The 16,838-nt window shown below is 77.9% G+C and carries 19 protein-coding genes; 6 read left to right on the top strand and 13 right to left on the bottom strand.

The features are described 5' to 3' along the window. Positions 1-3 precede the first annotated feature (3 nt). The gene (locus Sya03_RS02750; RefSeq protein ID WP_203936530.1) at positions 4-954 is read right to left on the bottom strand and encodes a DNA polymerase domain-containing protein; all 951 of its coding nucleotides are present in this window, start codon (positions 952-954) and stop codon (positions 4-6) included. 34 nt (positions 955-988) lie between these two features. Between Sya03_RS02750 and Sya03_RS02745 the strand changes: the two genes are divergently transcribed. Continuing rightward, a complete protein-coding gene (locus Sya03_RS02745; RefSeq protein WP_203936529.1) occupies positions 989-1,324 on the top strand; it encodes an STAS domain-containing protein in 336 nt (111 codons plus the stop codon). On the opposite strand, the gene Sya03_RS02740 is transcribed toward Sya03_RS02745, so the two are convergent. Genes Sya03_RS02740 through Sya03_RS02730 form a run of 3 tightly spaced genes read right to left on the bottom strand, consistent with a single transcriptional unit; the run spans position 1,321 to position 4,257 of the window. Next, positions 1,321-1,962: a biliverdin-producing heme oxygenase gene (locus Sya03_RS02740; RefSeq protein WP_203936528.1), complete on the bottom strand. Its 642-nt coding sequence runs from the start codon at positions 1,960-1,962 to the stop codon at positions 1,321-1,323. The genes Sya03_RS02745 and Sya03_RS02740 overlap by 4 nt on opposite strands. Position 1,963: 1 nt before the next feature. After that, a complete protein-coding gene (locus Sya03_RS02735; protein WP_203936527.1) occupies positions 1,964-2,281 on the bottom strand; it encodes a DUF2470 domain-containing protein in 318 nt (105 codons plus the stop codon). Between the two features lie 47 nt (positions 2,282-2,328). Next, positions 2,329-4,257, bottom strand: a complete 1,929-nt coding sequence (locus Sya03_RS02730; RefSeq protein WP_203936526.1) for an elongation factor G — start codon at positions 4,255-4,257, stop codon at positions 2,329-2,331. Positions 4,258-4,411: 154 nt separating this feature from the next. On the opposite strand from Sya03_RS02730, the gene dinB reads away from it, so the two are divergent. Further along, positions 4,412-5,608: a DNA polymerase IV gene (dinB, locus tag Sya03_RS02725; RefSeq protein ID WP_203936525.1), complete on the top strand. Its 1,197-nt coding sequence runs from the start codon at positions 4,412-4,414 to the stop codon at positions 5,606-5,608. 14 nt (positions 5,609-5,622) lie between these two features. Then, complete coding sequence (locus Sya03_RS02720; RefSeq protein WP_203936524.1) at positions 5,623-6,042, top strand: pyridoxamine 5'-phosphate oxidase family protein; 420 nt, start codon at positions 5,623-5,625, stop codon at positions 6,040-6,042. On the opposite strand, the gene Sya03_RS02715 is transcribed toward Sya03_RS02720, so the two are convergent. After that, a complete protein-coding gene (locus Sya03_RS02715; RefSeq protein WP_203936523.1) occupies positions 6,039-6,743 on the bottom strand; it encodes a VOC family protein in 705 nt (234 codons plus the stop codon). The two genes, Sya03_RS02720 and Sya03_RS02715, sit on opposite strands and share 4 nt — an antisense overlap. Positions 6,744-6,859: 116 nt before the next feature. Between Sya03_RS02715 and Sya03_RS02710 the strand changes: the two genes are divergently transcribed. Genes Sya03_RS02710 through Sya03_RS02700 form a run of 3 tightly spaced genes read left to right on the top strand, consistent with a single transcriptional unit; the run spans position 6,860 to position 9,061 of the window. Further along, the gene (locus tag Sya03_RS02710; protein WP_203936522.1) at positions 6,860-7,264 is read left to right on the top strand and encodes a TOBE domain-containing protein; all 405 of its coding nucleotides are present in this window, start codon (positions 6,860-6,862) and stop codon (positions 7,262-7,264) included. Continuing rightward, positions 7,261-8,040 carry an ABC transporter permease gene (locus Sya03_RS02705; RefSeq protein WP_203936521.1) on the top strand — a complete coding sequence of 260 codons (780 nt, stop codon included), beginning with the start codon at positions 7,261-7,263 and terminating at the stop codon, positions 8,038-8,040. Before Sya03_RS02710 ends, Sya03_RS02705 begins: the two co-directional genes overlap by 4 nt. Continuing rightward, positions 8,033-9,061 (top strand): ABC transporter ATP-binding protein, encoded by a 1,029-nt coding sequence (locus Sya03_RS02700; RefSeq protein WP_203936520.1) that lies wholly within the window; start codon positions 8,033-8,035, stop codon positions 9,059-9,061. The genes Sya03_RS02705 and Sya03_RS02700 overlap by 8 nt, the downstream gene beginning before the upstream one ends. 1 nt (position 9,062) lies before the next feature. On the opposite strand, the gene Sya03_RS02695 is transcribed toward Sya03_RS02700, so the two are convergent. From Sya03_RS02695 to Sya03_RS02660, 8 genes are read right to left on the bottom strand one after another with little or no spacing between them, the layout of a single operon-like run. Then, a complete protein-coding gene (locus Sya03_RS02695) occupies positions 9,063-9,776 on the bottom strand; it encodes an alpha/beta fold hydrolase (RefSeq protein ID WP_203936519.1) in 714 nt (237 codons plus the stop codon). After that, entirely contained in the window at positions 9,773-10,888 is a 1,116-nt protein-coding gene (locus Sya03_RS02690) for a hypothetical protein (RefSeq protein WP_203936518.1), read from the bottom strand. Before Sya03_RS02690 ends, Sya03_RS02695 begins: the two co-directional genes overlap by 4 nt. After that, a complete protein-coding gene (locus tag Sya03_RS02685; protein ID WP_203936517.1) occupies positions 10,885-12,270 on the bottom strand; it encodes a SagB family peptide dehydrogenase in 1,386 nt (461 codons plus the stop codon). Before Sya03_RS02685 ends, Sya03_RS02690 begins: the two co-directional genes overlap by 4 nt. Further along, positions 12,267-13,313: a hypothetical protein gene (locus Sya03_RS02680; protein WP_203936516.1), complete on the bottom strand. Its 1,047-nt coding sequence runs from the start codon at positions 13,311-13,313 to the stop codon at positions 12,267-12,269. Before Sya03_RS02680 ends, Sya03_RS02685 begins: the two co-directional genes overlap by 4 nt. Beyond that, positions 13,306-13,587 carry a hypothetical protein gene (locus Sya03_RS02675; protein ID WP_203936515.1) on the bottom strand — a complete coding sequence of 94 codons (282 nt, stop codon included), beginning with the start codon at positions 13,585-13,587 and terminating at the stop codon, positions 13,306-13,308. Before Sya03_RS02675 ends, Sya03_RS02680 begins: the two co-directional genes overlap by 8 nt. Further along, entirely contained in the window at positions 13,584-14,933 is a 1,350-nt protein-coding gene (locus Sya03_RS02670; protein WP_203936514.1) for a hypothetical protein, read from the bottom strand. The genes Sya03_RS02675 and Sya03_RS02670 overlap by 4 nt, the downstream gene beginning before the upstream one ends. Then, entirely contained in the window at positions 14,933-15,508 is a 576-nt protein-coding gene (locus tag Sya03_RS02665; protein ID WP_203936513.1) for a TOMM precursor leader peptide-binding protein, read from the bottom strand. Before Sya03_RS02665 ends, Sya03_RS02670 begins: the two co-directional genes overlap by 1 nt. After that, positions 15,487-16,776 (bottom strand): YcaO-like family protein, encoded by a 1,290-nt coding sequence (locus Sya03_RS02660; protein WP_203936512.1) that lies wholly within the window; start codon positions 16,774-16,776, stop codon positions 15,487-15,489. The genes Sya03_RS02665 and Sya03_RS02660 overlap by 22 nt, the downstream gene beginning before the upstream one ends. Positions 16,777-16,838: the final 62 nt, after the last annotated feature.

The raw sequence follows: 16,838 nt of genomic DNA, 5'->3' as shown, positions 1-16,838 counted from the left end.
GGGTCAGCCGGCCTCGCCGCCCGCCCGGCGGGCCCGCGCGCGGCGCTTGCCCTCGTGCATCGCCTGCACGCGGGCGACCGGGATGGTGTGGCCCTCGGCGATCAGGTCGGCGGGCAGCTCCTGCGGCGCCGGCAGGGCGTCCCGCCACGGATCGGCGTCGCCGAGCAGGCCGGGCGCCGTCCGGATCGTGAAGTCGGCCGGGCGCACGTCGCCGAGGTCGTCCCAGGACACCGGGAACGACACGGTCGCGCCGGGCCGGATCCGCGGGCTGTACGCGGCGACGACGGTCGCCCCGCCCACCCGGGTGGCGTCGAGGAACACCTTGCCGGCCCGGTCGTCCTTGATGAACGCGGTGGTGGCCAGCGCCGGGTCGAGCCGCTCGGCGCGGGCGGCCAGCGCGCGCCCGGCGGCGGCCACGTCCTCCGTCGGGTGCTCGGCGATCGGCACGAACACGTGCACGCCCTTGGCGCCGCTGGTCTTGACCGCGCCGTCCAGGCCGCAGCCGCGCAGCGCCTCCCGGACCAGCCGCGCCCCCGCCACGGCGGCCGGGAACGAGTCGCCCTCCGGCGGGTCCAGGTCCATGATCAGGTGGGTCTGCCGGTGCGGGGCGTCGGCGGTGGACAGCGCCGGGTGGTACTCGACGGCGCGCTGGTTGGCGAACCAGACGAGGGTGCGCTCGTCGTCGCAGAGGGCGTACGACACCTCCCGGTGCGACGCCTCCGCCCACACCCCCACCCGGCGCACCCACTCCGGGGTGTACTTCGGCAGGTTCTTCTGCATGAACGGCTCCTGCCCCGGGCGCACCCGCACCACGGACAGGGGCCGGCCGCGCAGCCCCGGCAGGATCCGCCCGGCCACGGCCGTCAGGTAGCCGACCAGGTCGCCCTTGGTGGCGTCCGACCCGTCGAACAGCGGCTGGTCCAGGTTGGTGAGCTTCACGTCCGCCTCGCCCATCCGATCACCTTAAGCGCGGACTACCCTCGGACGGGTGCCGAAGGAACCCCTGGTCTCGTACGTGCCCGTCGACGCCGACGGCGTGCTGACGGCCGGCCTCGCGGGCGAGCTCGACCTGAACACCGCCGACGACGTGCGCGACAGCCTGGCCGCCGCCGTGGTGGGCACCGGCTGCCGGTTCCTGGTGGTCGACGTGAGCCGGCTCAGCTTCATCGACTCGTACGCGATGGGCGCGCTGATCAGCGCCCGCAACAGCGCGGCCGCCGCCGGGGTGCCGCTGACGCTGGTGGACCCGTCGCCGCCGGTGCGCAAGGCGCTCGAGGTGACGGGCCTGGCGGCGGTGTTCGGCCTGGGCCCCGCCGGGCGCTAGGCGACCGCCCAGCGGTCCAGGTCGGCCGCGAGGTCCGCGAACACGTCGGTGTTGAACCGGTACGCCAGCAGCACCTCGTCGACGATGCGGGCGCGCTCGGCGGCGTCCCACGGCGCCGCGTCGAGCAGGTCGCGGTAGCCGTCGCGGAACGTGCCCGGGTCGATGCCGGCGAAGTCGTAGAACGCGACGCCGTGCCGGCCCGGCAGGCCGTAGATCTCGGCGACGGCGGCGGCGATGTACTGCCCGCCGGACAGGTCGCCCAGGTAGCGGGTGTAGTGGTGGGCCACGAAGCCGCCCGGCCAGTCGTGGCAGACGGCGGTGAGGCGCTCGGCGTACGCGGCGGTGGCCGGGCCGGGGCGGACGGCGTCGCGCCAGTCCGGGCCGAGCAGGTACGCCAGGTCGGCCTCCAGCGCGGGCAGCCGGGTCAGCCGCTCGTCGGCGAACAGCGCGGCCACCGGGTCGGCGCGCATGTCGTCGGCGGCCGCCTCCAGCGCGCGGTACACGTACCAGTGCTGGGCGACGAGCGCGGCGTAGCCGGCCCGGTCGAGGCGGCCGCCGAGCAGGGCGTCCAGGTAGGCGCCGCGCTCGGCGGTGCGGTGGGCGGCGGCGGTGGCGGCGCGCAGCTCGGCGCTGAACACGTCAGTGGGTCCGCTCGTCGGCGGGCAGGCCGAGCGCCGCGCGGGCGGCCGCGTACATGCGCACGACCTCCTGGCGGATCTGCGGGCGCTCGGTGACCGGGCCGCTCCACGGGATGCGCACCTCGGCGACCCCGCCCGGCTCGTCGACGGCGAACACGATGCCGGCCGCGTCCATGCCGCTCATCCGGGCGGCCGTGGCGGCGTCCCGGCCGCCCAGCGCCCGGCAGATGAGCAGCGAGTCCTCGCCGTGGTCGTCGTTCATGTGCCGCATCACCTGCGCGGTGACGCCGGGCCCGAACAGCTCCGCGCTCTCTGCCATCCCTGCATTCTGCCGACTTAGGGTGCCCTTCGCTGGTGTGGCCTGGATTACACCCGGCGCTGGACGCGCAGCAGGTACTCCTTCCGGTGCAGCGGGTCGTCGTCGGTGCGCGGCCGCGCGGGCGCCGGCCCGCGCACCGGCTCCCAGTGGTCGAACGCCGCCTCCAGCACGCCCTCGCCGCCGGTCAGGCCGGGCAGCGCCCGCTCCAGCTCGTGCACGCGGGCCGCGGGCACGTACCCCTCGACGACCTCGCCGGTGGCGGTCAGCGGCACCGCGCCGAGGCGGGCGAGCAGCGGCAGCACCGGCGCGGTGGCCGGGGCGTCGAGCCGGAACCGGAGGACCGGCTCCAGCACCGTCGTGCCCGCCGCGCGCAGCGCCGCCATCAGCACCAGCGGGGTGAGGCCGCGGAAGTCGCCGCCCGTGGTGGACATGCTCTTGTCGAACGTGGCGTGCGCGTGGCTCTGCCGCGGCCAGTAGCCGTTGCGGGTCAGCGTGACGAGGCAGTCGGTGACCGGCCAGCCGTGCAGCCCCTCCGCCAGGGTGGCGCGCACGGTGTCCTCGACGGCGGCGAAGAACGCGTACGGCATCGAGCCCAGCTCCACCCCGAGCCGGTACCCGACGCCGGTGCCCGGCGCGGCCGGCTCGACCCGCAGGCCGAGCGTGGCCAGGAACGGCGTGACGTCCTTGATCCCCACCTCGACGGCCTCGCCCGCGCCGGCGGGGCGCTCGATGTGCAGGGTGGTGGTCTCGCGGAAGCGGACGGCCAGCCCGTAGTCGGCGGCGAGCGTGGCCTCGATCACCTCCTTCTGCACCTCGCCGTACAGCGACACGGAGATCTCCCGCCGCCGGTCGTCGCGACGCAGGTCGATGAGCGGGTCCTGCTCGGCCAGCTCGGTGAGCGCCGCGTAGAGCGCACCGCGGTCCCGGCCGGACACCGGCTCCACCACGGTCTCCAGGGTGGGCGGGGCGAAGGCGCCGGCCGCCGGGGCCGGGCCGGCGCCGAGCGCGTCGCCGATCCGCACCGCGCCCAGGCCGCGCACCCGGCCGATCCGGCCCGCCGTCAGCTCGCCGGGCGGCCCCGCGTCCACGACGTCGATGCCGGTGACCTTGGCCTCCCGGCCGCCGACGGTGACCCGGTCGCGCGGGCGCAGCGTCCCCGCGAACAGCCGCGCGTACGCGATCCGCTCCCCCGCCGCGCCGCGCTCCACCTTGAACACCGTGCCGGCCGGCGGCGCGCCCGCGTCGGCGGCCGCCGCGGGCAGCAGCTCCGGCAGGGCCGCCATCAGCTCGGGCACGCCCGCGCCGGTGACCGCCGACCCGGCGAACACGGGGAACGCCCGTCCGGCCCGGGTCTGGGCGGCCAGCCGGGCCCGCACGTCGATCGGCTCGCCGCGCACGTACGCCCGCAGCACCGCGTCGTCCAGGTCGGCCAGCACGTCGATCCGGCGCGGGTCGTCGCCGGGCACGAACGCCGCCCCGGGTGTGCCGGGGGCGACGACGGCCCCCATCGGCACCACCGCCGGGCTGAGCTTCGCCGCCAGGTCCGGCAGCAGGTCGCGGGCGCCCCGGCGGTCGATCTTGTTGACGAAGAGCAGCGTCGGCACCCGCAGCCGGCGCAGCGCCCGCATGAGCACCCGGGTCTGCGGCTGGACCCCCTCGACCGCCGAGACGACGAGCACGGCGCCGTCGAGCACGCCGAGCGCCCGGTCCACCTCCGCGATGAAGTCGGGGTGGCCGGGGGTGTCCACGATGGTCACGGTGGTGCCGGTGGCGGCGTCGCCGACGGTGAACGACGCCACGGCGCTCTTGATGGTGATGCCGCGCTGCCGTTCGAGCGCGAGCGTGTCGGTGGTGGTGTCACCGGCGTCGACGGAGCCGAGCCGGTCGATCACCCCGGCGGCGTACAGGAGCCGCTCGGTGAGGCTGGTCTTACCGGCGTCGACGTGCGCCAGGATGCCGAGATTGATGGAGCGCATGCAGCGTCATGTCCTCGAGGTGGGCGACAGGGAGCGGGAGGGACATGCGCGCTGCTCGCATCGTTGGCTCTCCTGACCTCGGAACGGTTCCGTCCGCGCGACCGTAACCCGGGCCCGCGCCGGGCGTCATCCGAATTCGTACACGTGTGCTAAAGTGCTGGTCGTGCCCGGGGCGACGATCCTCCATGCCGACCTCGACGCGTTCTACGCGTCGGTCGAGCAGCGTGACGACCCGGCTCTGCGCGGCCGCCCCGTCATCGTCGGCGGCGGCGTGGTCCTGGCGTGCAGCTACGAGGCGAAGGCGTGCGGCGTGCGCACCGCGATGGGCGGCCGCCAGGCGCGCCTGCTGTGCCCGCAGGCCGTCATCGTGCCGCCGCGCATGTCGGCGTACACGGCGGCCAGCCGGGCGGTGTTCGAGGTGTTCCGCAGCACAACGCCCGAGGTCGAGGGGCTGTCGATCGACGAGGCGTTCCTCGACGTGGCGGGCCTGCACCGCATCCGGCCGTCGCCGCTGGCCGTCGCCGCCCAGCTGCGCCGCGACGTGCGCGAGCGGGTCGGCCTGGCGATCACCGTCGGGGTGGCGCGCACGAAGTTCCTGGCGAAGGTCGCCAGCGGCGTCGCCAAGCCCGACGGCCTGCTGCTCGTGCCGCCGGACGGCGAGCTGTCGTTCCTGCACCCGCTGCCGGTCGAGCGGCTGTGGGGCGTCGGCCCGGTGACGTCCGGCAAGCTGCGCGAGCGCGGCATCCGCACGGTCGGTCAGGTGGCCCGGCTCGGCGAGGCCGGCCTGGTGTCCATCCTCGGCCCGGGGGCCGGCCACCACCTGCACGCCCTGGCGCACAACCGCGACCCGCGCCGGGTGCAGACCGGCAAGCGCCGCGGCTCGATGGGCGCCCAGTCCGCGCTGGGCCGCGGCCGGCGCACCCCGGAGGCGATCGAGGCGGTGCTGGCCGGGCTGGTCGACAGGGTCGGCAAGCGCATGCGCAAGGCGGGCCGGGCCGGGCGCACGGTCACCCTGCGGCTGCGCTTCGACGACTTCACCCGCGCCACCCGGTCGCACACGCTGCCCCGCCCCACCGACTCCACCCGCACGCTGCTGACGGTGGCCCGGGCGCTGCTGCGGGCGGCCGGCCCACTCATCGCCGTGCAGGGCTGCACCCTGGTCGGCGTCTCGATCGGCAACCTCGACGACGACGGCGCCGTCCAGCTCGAACTGCCCTTCGCCCGCGACAGCGGCCCCGACCTCGACGTGGCGCTCGACGCGGTCCGCGACCGGTTCGGCTCGTCGTCGGTGGTGCGCGGCGCCCTGGTCGGCCGCGACCTCGGACCGGCGGTGCCGCTGCTGCCGGACTAGGCACAATCGTCGTCATGAGCGACGCGCTGACCGCCGACGATTTGGAGTTCCTCCGCCGCCCCCTGCACGGGTTCCTCACCGTGGCCGGGACGGCGCAGCCGCCGCAGCCGCGGCCGGTGTGGTTCGAGGCGACCGACGACGGCACGATCCAGCTGTTCACCGAGCCGGACTCGCTGAAGGTGCGGCGCCTGCGGCGCGACCCCCGCGCGTCCCTCGTCGTGGCCGCCCCGGTGGGCGAGCGCGAGCGCTGGGTGTCCGTCGCCGGCCCCGCCACGGTGGAGGCCGGCGGGGCGCACGAGCTGTGCTCGCGCCTGGCCGCCCGCTACTGGGACCTGGGCGACCCGGTGCGGGCGCGCGACCTCGCCGAGATCCTCGCCGGCGAGCTGCTGCGCATCGTCATCCATCCGGAGGCGGTGCGCCGCTACGCGTACTAGGCGACGTCCTCCGGGGCCAGCAGGCAGAACTCGTTGCCGCCGGGGTCGGCGAACTCCGCGTCGCCGAGGCGGGTCGCGCCGAGGGCGAGCAGGCGGCCGGCCTCGGCCCGCCGGTCGCCGTCCGCGACGAGGTCGAACCACAGCCGGTTGTGGCCGGTCTTCGGCACGACCGGCGGGCCGCCCCAGGTGATCTTCGGGCCGCCGTGCGGGGAGCGGATCGCGGTCTCCTGGTCCTGGTCCCACACCAGCGGCCAGCCCAGCGCCTCGCTCCAGAAGTACCCGACGTCCGGCATGCCGTCGGACGACAGCGCCCCGATGAACCCGCAGTCGGCGAGGAAGTCGTTGCCGGCCTCGATGACGCAGAACTCGTTGCCCTCCGGGTCGGCGAGCACCACGTGCCCCTCCTCGGGCAGCTGACCCACGTCGATGTGCCGGCCGCCCAGCTCCAGCGCCCGGTCCACCGTCCGCAGCTGGGCCGCCTCCGACGCGCTGGTCAGGTCGAAGTGCACCTGGTTCGGGCCCGTCTTCGGCGCCGCGGTGGGCACGAACCGCAGCCGGAACCCCGTGTCGTCGGCCGGCCGGAGCTGGTGGCCGCCCCGCGGGTCGCCGGTCAGCTCCCAGCCCAGCAGGCCGGACCAGAACCGCGCCACGGTCAGGGGGTCGTTCGCGCCGAAGCAGAGGGCGTACAGGTGAGCGGCCATGCCGCACGGTAGGCGCGCGCCGGGTCCGGCCGCAGCCGAATATCCGCGGTCCCGACCGGCAGGTACGAGGGCGCGGGGACCCACCGGCTCGCAGGTGCGTGGGTTACGGTGGCGCGGTGAGCGCATTCCGGATCGGGGAGGCCGCCGAGCTGCTCGGCGTCAGCGCCGACACGGTGCGCCGGTGGGTCGACGCCGGGCGGTTGCCGGCGCGGCGGGACGACACCGGGCAGCGGATCGTCGACGGCACCGACCTGGCCGCGTTCGTCCGCGAGCACGGCGCCCGCCCGGACGAGGGCACCGAGCACTCGTCGGCGCGCAACCGGCTGCGCGGCATCGTCACCGCCGTCGCCCGCGACAGCGTGATGGCGCAGGTCGACATCCAGGCCGGGCCGTTCCGGGTGGTGTCGCTGATGAGCCGCGAGGCCGTCGACGAGCTGGGGCTGGAGGTCGGGTCCGTGGCCACCGCCGTCATCAAGTCGACGACCGTGGTGGTGGAGACCGGCCCGAAGAAGCGGGCGTGAGGCGGGCGCCGCTCGCGCTGCTGCTGCCGGCGGCGCTGGGGCTCGCGTTCCTGGTGCTGCCGCTGGCCGGGCTGCTGGCCCGCACGCCGTGGTCGGAGCTGGGGCCGCGGCTCGCCGCGCCGGGGGTGCTGACGGCACTGCGGCTGAGCGTGCAGACGGCCAGCACCGCCACCCTGGTCTGCCTGGTGCTGGGGGTGCCGCTGGCGTGGGTGCTGGCCCGGGTGCCGTTCCCCGGGCGGCGGTTCGTGCGGGCGCTGGTGACGGTGCCGCTGGTGCTGCCGCCGGTGGTCGGTGGGGTGGCGCTGCTGCTGGCGCTGGGCCGCAACTCCCCGGTCGGCGGCTGGCTGGACGACACGTTCGGGGTGACGCTGCCGTTCACGACGGCCGGGGTGGTGCTGGCGGAGGCGTTCGTGGCGATGCCGTTCCTGGTGATCGCCGTCGAGGGGGCGCTGCGCGGCGCGGACGCCCGCTTCGAGGAGGCCGCCGCCACCCTGGGCGCGGGCCGGTGGACGACGTTCACGCACGTCACCCTGCCGCTGGTGGCGCCCGGCGTGGTGGCGGGGGCGGTGCTGTGCTGGGCGCGGGCGCTCGGCGAGTTCGGGGCGACGATCACGTTCGCCGGCAACTTCCCGGGCCGCACCCAGACCATGCCGCTGGCCGTCTACCTGGCGCTGGAGACCGACCTGCCCGCCGCGATCGTGCTGAGCCTCGTCCTGCTCGTGGTGTCCGTCGTCATCCTGGCGCTGCTGCGCGACCGCTGGATCACCGGTGCTTGACGCCCACCTGGTCGTGGACCGCGGCGCGTTCCGGCTGGACGTGCCGCTCACCGTCGCGGCGGGCGAGGTCGTGGCCCTGCTCGGGCCCAACGGCGCGGGCAAGACCACCGCGCTGCGCGCCCTGGCCGGGCTGACCCGCCTCGCCGCGGGGCACGTCCGGCTCGACGGCCGGGACCTGTCGGGCACGCCGCCGGAGCGCCGCGGCATCGGCGTCGTGTTCCAGGACTACCTGCTGTTCCCGCACCTGTCCGCGCTGGACAACGTGGCGTTCGGGCCGCGCCGGCAGGGCCGCTCCCGGTCGGCGGCGCGGGCGCTGGCGGCGGACTGGCTGGACCGGGTGGGGCTGGCCGAGGTGGCGGGCCGCCGCCCGCGGGCGCTGTCGGGCGGCCAGGCGCAGCGGGTGGCGCTGGCCCGGGCGCTGGCGGTGGCGCCGCGGCTGCTGCTGCTGGACGAGCCGCTGGCCGCGCTGGACGCCCGCACCCGGCTGGACACCCGCGCGTCGCTGCACCGGCACCTGGGCGGCTTCGCGGGCGGCGCGCTGCTGGTCACCCACGACCCGCTGGACGCGCTGGTGCTGGCCAACCGGCTGGTCATCGTCGAGGACGGCCGGGTGGTGCAGGAGGGCGGCGCGGCGGAGGTGACGGCCCGCCCGCGCACCGACTACGTGGCCCGGCTCGTAGGGCTGAACCTGTTCCGCGGCACCGGCTCCGGCGCGACGGTGCGGGTGGGCGAGCTGGACTTCGCCGTCGCCGACCGGGTCACCGGCGACGCGTTCGTGGCGTTCGCCCCGGCGGCGGTGGCCGTGCACGTCGAGCGGCCGACGGGCAGCCCGCGCAACACGTGGGCGGCCACGGTGGAGGGCGTGCAGCGCCACGGCGACAACCTGCGGGTGCAGCTCGCCGGCCCGGTCGCGGCGGCCGCCGACGTGACCCCGGCCGCGGCGGCCCAGCTCGGCCTCACGCCGGGCCGGGCGGTGTGGGCGGCGGTCAAGGCCACCGAGACCCGCAGCTACCCGGCCTGACTCACGCCTGCAGCAGCACCTCGAGCAGCGTCCCGGCGAACGCCCGCGGGTGCGTGGCGTAGCCGGTGTGCCCGCCCGGGAACAGCACGAACGGCAGGTCGAGGCGCTCGGCCAGGGCGACGGCGCAGCGGTACGGGTAGGCGCCGCCCGACCGCTCGCCCCCGGCCGCGACGATGCGCTCCGCCACCGGCGCCAGCGCCGCCGGGTCGAGGCGGTGCCGGCCGGCCGCGGTGACGTCGTACCGCAGCAGGTGGTCGAGGTTGCGCAGCCGGGCGGCGGTCAGCTTCGGCAGGGCCGCGTCCGGCTCGCGGTCGGACAGGTCCACGCCGATGTCGGTCAGCAGGGTGCGCATCCCGGCGTCGGCGCCGTGCGCGGCGTACGTGGCCACCACCGCCTCCTGCCGGGCCAGGGCGTCGGCGCGCTCGGCCGGCGGCAGCAGGTCCACGGCGGGCGGCTCGTGCGCCACCAGCAGCCCGACCCGGTCCGGGTACCGGGCCAGCAGGTCCAGCCCGATCAGCGCGCCCATGCTGGTGGCGACCACCGTGGCGGGCCCGCCGGTGAGCGTCGCCGCCACCTCGTCGGTGTGCGCCGTCAGCGGCAGGTCGCCGGCGCGGCGGCGGTCGTGCACCACGGCGTCCACCCGGGGCAGGTGGGCGAGCAGCGCGTCGAACGTCGTCGCGTCGCCGTCGCCGCCCGGCAGGAACAGCACCCTCACCGGCGCCGCCGCGCCAGCACGCCGGCGCTGCCGAGCTTGCGGTGGTACGCCAGGCCGTCGCAGACCAGCTCGAACCGGGGCGCGGCGAGCGGCGTGACCTCCACCGCCGCCCACACCGGGTTGTCCCGCAGCCACGGCACCACGCGGGTGCGCACCGCGAACGGCGACATCGCGATGAACAGCACGTCGGTGGCCAGGCCGTCGCACACCGCCGGGTCCGCGACGTAGTTCAACATCTCGATCAGCAGGTACGCGTCGGCGCGCGGCCCGCCCGCCGCGGCCAGCTCGGCGATCGTCGCGGTGCCGGTGGTGACCCGGCCGGGCCAGGTGGCGTGCGCGCGGGCGGCGAACCGGTCGGCGAACGCGGCCACCGGCTCGAAGGCGTCCACCGTGAACCCGTCGGCCAGCAGCAGCTCGGTGAGCGCCCCCTCGCAGGAGCCCAGCTCGGCCAGACGCGCGCCCGCGCGGGCGTGCCGGGCGACCCAGCCGGCGGTGGCGCGCAGCCGTCCCCGCTCGTACGGCGACGCGGCGAAGTCCCACGGCTCCGCGCCGAGGTCCACGTCGGGGTGCCAGTCGTGGCGCAGCGCGAACAGCCGGGCCGCCTGCGCGGGCGTGGTGTCGACGTAGCGTTCGACGTCGGCGACCGCCGCGATGCCGATGCCGCGCGGGCCGCCCGCGCGCTCGACCAGCGGGGCGGCGTGCGCGCCGAGCACGTCGAGCTTCGCGGCGACCTGGGCGCGGGTCAGCCCGGTGAGGTGGTCGGCGACGAACCTCAGGTGCGGGCAGACGCCGGTGCTGCACCGGGTCACGGCCCGGCCCTGCGCCGCCCACACGCCGACCTTCGCCCGGTCGAGCCGCTCGTCGGCGGGGCAGTGCGTCCACACCGGACCGTTGCCGCCGGCCGGCACGTGACCGGCCGTCGGCTCGTCACCGGTCGCGCGCCCCATCAGCTCCACGACGCACGGCAGGCGGGCGTCCAGGCCGCCGGGCGGCAGGTCCACCACGGTGCCGTCGGCGACCACGGCGAGGCGCAGCGGGGCCGGGTCGGCCAGCACCGACAGGAACTCGGTGACCACGTCCTCCGGGTGGCACACCACCAGCAGCCGCGTCACTCCGCACTCCCCACCAGGAACTCGCCGACCGAGGACTCCGCCGCCGGGTCGAGCCCGGTGGCGGTGGCGAACAGCGCGGCGTCGCCCACGCCGATCGGGCAGCCGCCGAGCCCCATCGCGGTCGCCGCGAGCTGCATGGTGGCGGACAGGGCGCCGACGTTCTTCAGGGTCAGGGCGTACGCGATGCCCCGGTACTTCCACGCCGTCCGGGCGAACCGGGCGGCCATGGTGACCAGCACCTGCGGCGCGGACTCGCCGCCCGCGGCGCGCTGGGCGGCGGCCAGCATCCCCACGACGTGCTTCGCGTCGCCGGAGACCAGCCGCAGCGCGTGCCCGGCCGGGTCGTAGTGGTACATGCCGGGGGCGAGGCCGTCGCAGCGCAGCGCCGTCACGTACAGCTCCAGGTCGTACGCGCCGCCGCCGGACGGGTACGGGCGGTCGGTCGTCTCGTACGGCAGCGCGTCCCCGGGCGGGTGGACGGCCCGGACCCGGGCGGTGCGGAACAGGAACTCGCCGAGCTGGGCCACGGTCATCGGCACCCGGCCGAACGCGCGCACGCTGCGCCGGTCCTCCATCGCGGCGGCCAGCGTCGGCCCGGCTGCGCGCAGCGCGGCCACGTCGGGCCGGGGCAGCGCGATCGCCGGCCCGGCCACCGGCTTCAGGGCGGGCGGCGGCGGCAGCTCGTCGCGGAACGGGTACGTCCCGCCGACCGGCCGGTCCGTCAGGCCCGAGCGGGACGCGGCGTGCAGCAGCACGTCCGGCAGCTCCCGCTGGCGCAGCTCGGGCGACCGGTCCTCCGGCAGCAACCCGTCGTCGTCCGCGGGCGCGGCGAGGCCCAGCGCGAGCAGCAGCCGCAGCACGTCGTCGACGGCGGCCGGGTCGATGTGCGGCAGCGCCTTGCGCAGCTCGTGGGCGGTGCGCGCCCGGCACAGCTCGGTCAGCACGGCGGCGCCGCGCGGGTCGAGTACGGTCACCCGGGCGCCCGCGAGCGGGGCCTCGGCCACCAGCTCGTCGCCGTCGCGACGCAGCACCGCGAACCGGGTCAGCCGCACCGCGCCCGGCCCGGGCGCCGCCTCCCAGCGCAGCTCGGCGAGCGCGCCGGTGAGGGTGCCGCGCAGCAGCTCCTCGCCGTGCGCGTCGAAGCAGGCGACGCGGACCAGCCCGGCCCGGGCCAGCCGCAGGGTGGTGGCGCGCAGCTCGTCGCCGCCCAGCGCGAACTCGGCCAGCGCGACCGGGCCGTCGTCGGTGGCGGCGAGCATCCGCACGGTCTGCGGGGCGAGCCCGGGCAGCGTGGCGGGCGGGCCGCCGAGCCGGCGCACGCTGAGCGTGGTCTCGTCGGGCGCCCGGAACTCGATGCCCTCGGTGGCGATCAGCGCGATCACGGCGCGCCGCCGTAGCGCAGGCCGTCGAGCAGCAGGTCGCGGACGGCCGGCTCGGCGGCGCGCAGGTCCGCGTCGGGGGCGAAGCGGCGCAGCACCCCCCACGGCAGGGTGCGCAGCGCCTCGCGGGCGGCCGGCGCGGCCGGGTCGGGGGTGACGCCGATGCGGGCCAGCTCCACGCCGAACTGGCAGGCGGTGACCCACAGCCCGTACAGCAGGATCGGCGCGACCGGCCCGCCGGCGTGCGGGCGCACCGCCGCCTTGCCCCGCTCGGCGACCTCGGCGGCGTCGAGCCCGCGGTGGGCGAAGTACCAGGCGGGCAGCTCGCGGCGCCACGCGGCGCCGGCCGGGTCCTCCCGCACGTTGCACAGCGCGCGGCCCTCCACCCAGGAGAAGAACGGCAGCACCGCCGGGCTGAACGCGGTGCGCCCGTCCGGACCGGCCGCCCCGGGCAGGTGGCAGGCGGCGCGCCGGGCGCCCATGACGTCGTTGCCGGTCAGGCTGACGCCGGGGTCGTGGTCGGCCAGGCCCGGCACCGGGACGTAGCCGGAGACGCCCTCGCGCAGCAGGTACGTGCGCAGCGCCACGTCGTCCTGCGGCACCGTCGCCGGATACTCGGCGAAGCCGCGGGCGACCGCGGCGGGCAGCACCGCCGCCACCGTCGGCGTGTAGTGGTCGACGGTCTCCGCCCACGGCACCCCGGCCAGCGCGGCGAGCCGCACCGCGAACGACGTCGCCGACCCCCACTCGGTGAACAGCGACAGCGCGTCGGTGGGCCGCTGCCGCACGGCCGCCTCGATGCTGTCCGGGTCGCCGAGCACCGCGTCGTCCTGCACGACCATGTGGTGGGTGGCGCACGGGTCCGCCGCCGCCCACGCCAGCCGGGCGGTGCGCAGCGCTGACGGGCCCTGCTCCGGGTGCGGGTCGACGACGATGCGGAACCGGTGCTCGGGGTGCCGGTCGCGCAGCGCCCGCGCCCGGTCCAGCCGCGCCGGGTGGGTCATGATCGCGGCGCTGAGCTTCACCCGCGTGACGGTCTCAGGCACGATCGACCACCACGCGGACCAGCCCGTCCGGCGCCGGCTCGACCCGGGCGCCCGGCCCCGCCGCTGCCCGCAGCGACTCGGCGACCGCGCCCGCCGCGACCAGCAGCCGCGCGTACGTGCCGGCGTCGACGTCGAGCGGGCCGTCGACGACGTAGACGTCGGCGATGCCGGTGTCCGCGCGGCGCACCGTCAGCGGCGGCACCGGGCGGTCGTGGCCGTCGTGGCCGTCGCGCTGGGCGGCCATCAGGCGGCGGTACAGGTCGGCGGGGTTCACCGCGGCCCGCCCAGGCCCAGCACGGCCGCCACGACCTCGTGCTCCGGCCGCAGCTCCAGCAGCTCGCCCACCGCGCCGGTCCAGCGCCCGGCGGCGGTCACCCCGACCGGGTGGGCGGCGGCCCGGTGCGCCGCCGCGCCCGCGTCGAGCAGCGCCAGCCGGAACGCCGCCAGGTCGTGCCGCCCGTACAGCCGCCCCGCCGCCGCCACCAGCACCAGCACGGCGGCGGTGCCGGCGGGCAGGTCGGTGCCGGCCAGGACGTCCGCCAGCGGCGGCGCGTCGGCGCGGGTGCTGATCAGGTCGCCGCGCAGGTCGTCGTAGCGGGCCACCCGCCGGTCGGTGAGCAGGTACGCGTCGACGCTCTCCCCCGCCACGGCGGCCAGCAGCGGCAGGTGCGGGTCGTCGGCGACGCGCGGCGCGGCGGCGTGGTCGTGGTGGCGCTTGCGCAGCGCCCGGTCGCGCACGTCGGCGCCGCCGGCCTCCGCGGACCGCCGGGCGGGGGCCAGGCCGGGCGGGGGCGGCTGCGCCAGCCACTCGGCGCGGGCGGCGTCGCTGTCGGCGGCGAGCGTGCAGTGCGGGCACCCGGGCCGCGGCAGCACGGTCTCCCGCTCGGCGGTGCCGGCGACGGCGTCGTGCACGACCCGGGTGCGCCAGGTGGTGACGTGCCCGACGCCGGCGACGAGCGCCAGCACCTCGGCCCCGGCCAGCCCGGCGGCCAGGTCGACGAGGTCCGGGCCGGCGCCGGCGGCGAGGTCGACGAGGTCCGGGCCTGCGCCGGCGGGCGCGGCGGGTGCGGCCGCGCAGCCGGCGCACGCCGACCCCGGCCCGTCCAGCAGCGGTCCGATCCGGACGGTCGTGGCGGTGACCGCGACCGGCAGCACCGCGCCGCCCGCCCGGGGCACCCGGGGCGCGGCGCCGCCGCCGAGATCGACCACAAGGGTCGCGTCCGCGGTGAGCGCGACGCCCGAGGCGGTCAGGTCGTCCCGCAGCGCGGCGACGAGCGGCCCGTCCCCCGCGACCGCCACCCGGGCGGCGGCGAGGCGGGCGGCCGTGCCGGCGGTGGCCGTGCGGGCCAGCCACGCCGCGGCGGGTTCCGGGGCCGCGGGCTGCGGCGGGGCGAGCAGGTCGCGCCGGGCCAGCAGGTCGAGCGCCTGGGCCACCTGCGCCTCGGTCAGGCCCGCGGCGGCGGCCACGGCGGCGGGGTCGCGGCCGTCGAGCAGGGGCAGTAGGCCGGGCAGGACGGTGGTGGCGGCCGCGCCGGTGAGCAGCTGCCGGGCCGGGCCGCCCTCGACGACGAGCCCCCGGGCGGTGACGGCGGCGGCGAGGCCGCGACGCAGAGCGGGCATCAGCGCACCGCCGCGGGCAGGAAGCCGGCCAGGGCGGCGGCGACGGTGGCGGGCGCCCCGGTGCGGTCGCAGCGGGCGCAGCCGTGCACGCCGGCGACGTGGTGGGTGGCGACCGCGCCGGTGCCGGGGTGCCAGACGGTGACCCGGCCGGGGTCGGCGGCGCGCAGGGCGGCCGCGGCCAGGCCGGCCGCGCCGCGGGCGTGCGCGGGCAGGAAGCCGGCCGGGCCGAGGGCCGGGTCGGCGTCGTACGCGGCGTGCAGCTCGGCGGTGACGGAGCCGGGCGCGGCGTGCTGGGCGCGGCGGGCCGCGTAGCAGCCGTGGCAGGGCCCGCCGGGGGCGACGTACGGGCCGACGACGATGCGCGGGTGCTCGGCCACGACGGGCAGCCACGGCACGCCGAGCCGGGCGGCGGCGTCGTCGACGGCGGCGAGCCGGGCGGGCGCCGGGCGCCACAGCGCGGCCACGGTGACGTCGCCGCCGGGCTCGTCGCCGCGGGTGGCGCCGGGGCGGTCGAGCAGGTCGGCGACGCGCTCGCCGAACGCGCCGGCGGCGATCAGGCGAAGGGCTGCGGCCACGGGTTCACCTCCGCCTCGGGCAGCACGCGGTGGCCCATGCGGCGCGGCGCGTCGTACAGGCGGGGGTGGGCCAGGTAGCGGGCGAGCGGGTGCAGCGACATCGGCATGAGGTCGGGCACGACGACGGTCAGGCCGGTGAGCCCGGCGGCCACGAGCTCGCGCGACGTGTGGTCGACGACGACGGCCGGCATGTCCCGCTCGCGCAGCAGCCCCAGCAGGTGGCGCAGCAGCTCGGCGGGGTCGGCGGGCAGCCGGGGGTCGTGGTCGGCGGCCGGGCGCGGCGTCAGCAGGAAGTCGAACGCGGCGGCGCGCGCCGGGTCGGCCATGTGCATGGCGCCGTGCATGACGGAGCGGAAGTCCTCCGGGCGCTCGGGGGCGCGCTCGTCGGCGTGGAACGCCTCGCGCAGCGTGGCCATCTCCAGCAGCGCGCTCTCGGCGGCGGCGCCCAGGTCCGGGCCGGTGCCGCAGCCGACGACGCGGTGCGCGCGGGGGTCGTGCGGGGCGGTCTGCAGCGCGTAGACGGTGGGGACGCCGAGGTCGCCGGTGGCGTCGAACAGGTGGGTGGTGAGCCAGCGGCGCGCGGCCCGGTCGAGCAGGTGGGCGACGCGTTCGGTGTGGTGCCGCGGGTGCAGGGCGGGCACGGGCAGGCGTTGCAGCCACAGCACGGCGATCAGGTCGCGCTCGATCACCTCCAGCAGCGCGCCGGTGAGCGCCCGGATCGGGTCGGTGTGCACGGCGGTGCCGGTGGAGATCTGGTACCAGAACCGCTCGCCGGGCCCGGGGCGCACGCCGTAGCTGGCCATGACGGCGGGGACGTGGACGCGCGCGCCGGTGTGCAGGTCGGTGCCGGGCACCCAGCGGATCGGGGCGTCCGGGTCGTACGGCGTCAGCGGGCACCGCGGGTGGGCGTGCTCGCGGGCCGAGCAGCGGGCGACGCGGCCCATGTCGAGGACGGCGCCGGGCAGGTCGGCGGCGCGGGCGGTGACCGGGCGGTGGGCGAGGTTGCGGCCCGCGTACCGCTCGGTGGTCTCGGCGACGGCGACGACGCGGGCCAGGTCGGGGTCGTCGAGGACGCGGGCGCTGCCCAGCTCGGGCTGCCGGTGGCCGGCGTGGCCGGGGCGGCCGCTGCCGGCGGAGCCGACCCAGACGCCGAGCCGGTCGAGCCCGCGGGGGGCGGTGGCGCGGCGCAGGCCGCCGACGACGCCCACCGGGGAGACCAGGCGGTCCAGGGTGGACGGCGGGCGCGGGGCGCGGGTGGCGTCGGTCATGGGGAGGGTCCGGACGGGGCTGCCGCCCGGTCGCCGGCGGGCGGCGGCCGGGCGGTCCGCTG

Origin of the sequence: Spirilliplanes yamanashiensis (assembly GCF_016863475.1) — a bacterium.
Taxonomy (GTDB): Bacteria; Actinomycetota; Actinomycetes; order Mycobacteriales; family Micromonosporaceae; genus Spirilliplanes; species Spirilliplanes yamanashiensis.
Note: the sequence above shows the minus strand (reverse complement) of the source record. Positions and strands in the feature narration are given on the sequence as shown.

Bases quoted from the DNA above. Each gene is read 5' to 3' on its own strand.
- Sya03_RS02735 (WP_203936527.1), bottom strand. From the start codon at position 2,281: ATGGCAGAGAGCGCGGAGCTGTTCGGGCCCGGCGTCACCGCGCAGGTG.
- Sya03_RS02715 (WP_203936523.1), bottom strand. From the start codon at position 6,743: ATGGCCGCTCACCTGTACGCCCTCTGCTTCGGCGCGAACGACCCCCTG.
- Sya03_RS02730 (WP_203936526.1), bottom strand. From the start codon at position 4,257: ATGCGCTCCATCAATCTCGGCATCCTGGCGCACGTCGACGCCGGTAAG.
- Sya03_RS02720 (WP_203936524.1), top strand. From the start codon at position 5,623: ATGAGCGACGCGCTGACCGCCGACGATTTGGAGTTCCTCCGCCGCCCC.
- Sya03_RS02670 (WP_203936514.1), bottom strand. From the start codon at position 14,933: ATGCCCGCTCTGCGTCGCGGCCTCGCCGCCGCCGTCACCGCCCGGGGG.
- Sya03_RS02750 (WP_203936530.1), bottom strand. From the start codon at position 954: ATGGGCGAGGCGGACGTGAAGCTCACCAACCTGGACCAGCCGCTGTTC.
- Sya03_RS02660 (WP_203936512.1), bottom strand. From the start codon at position 16,776: ATGACCGACGCCACCCGCGCCCCGCGCCCGCCGTCCACCCTGGACCGC.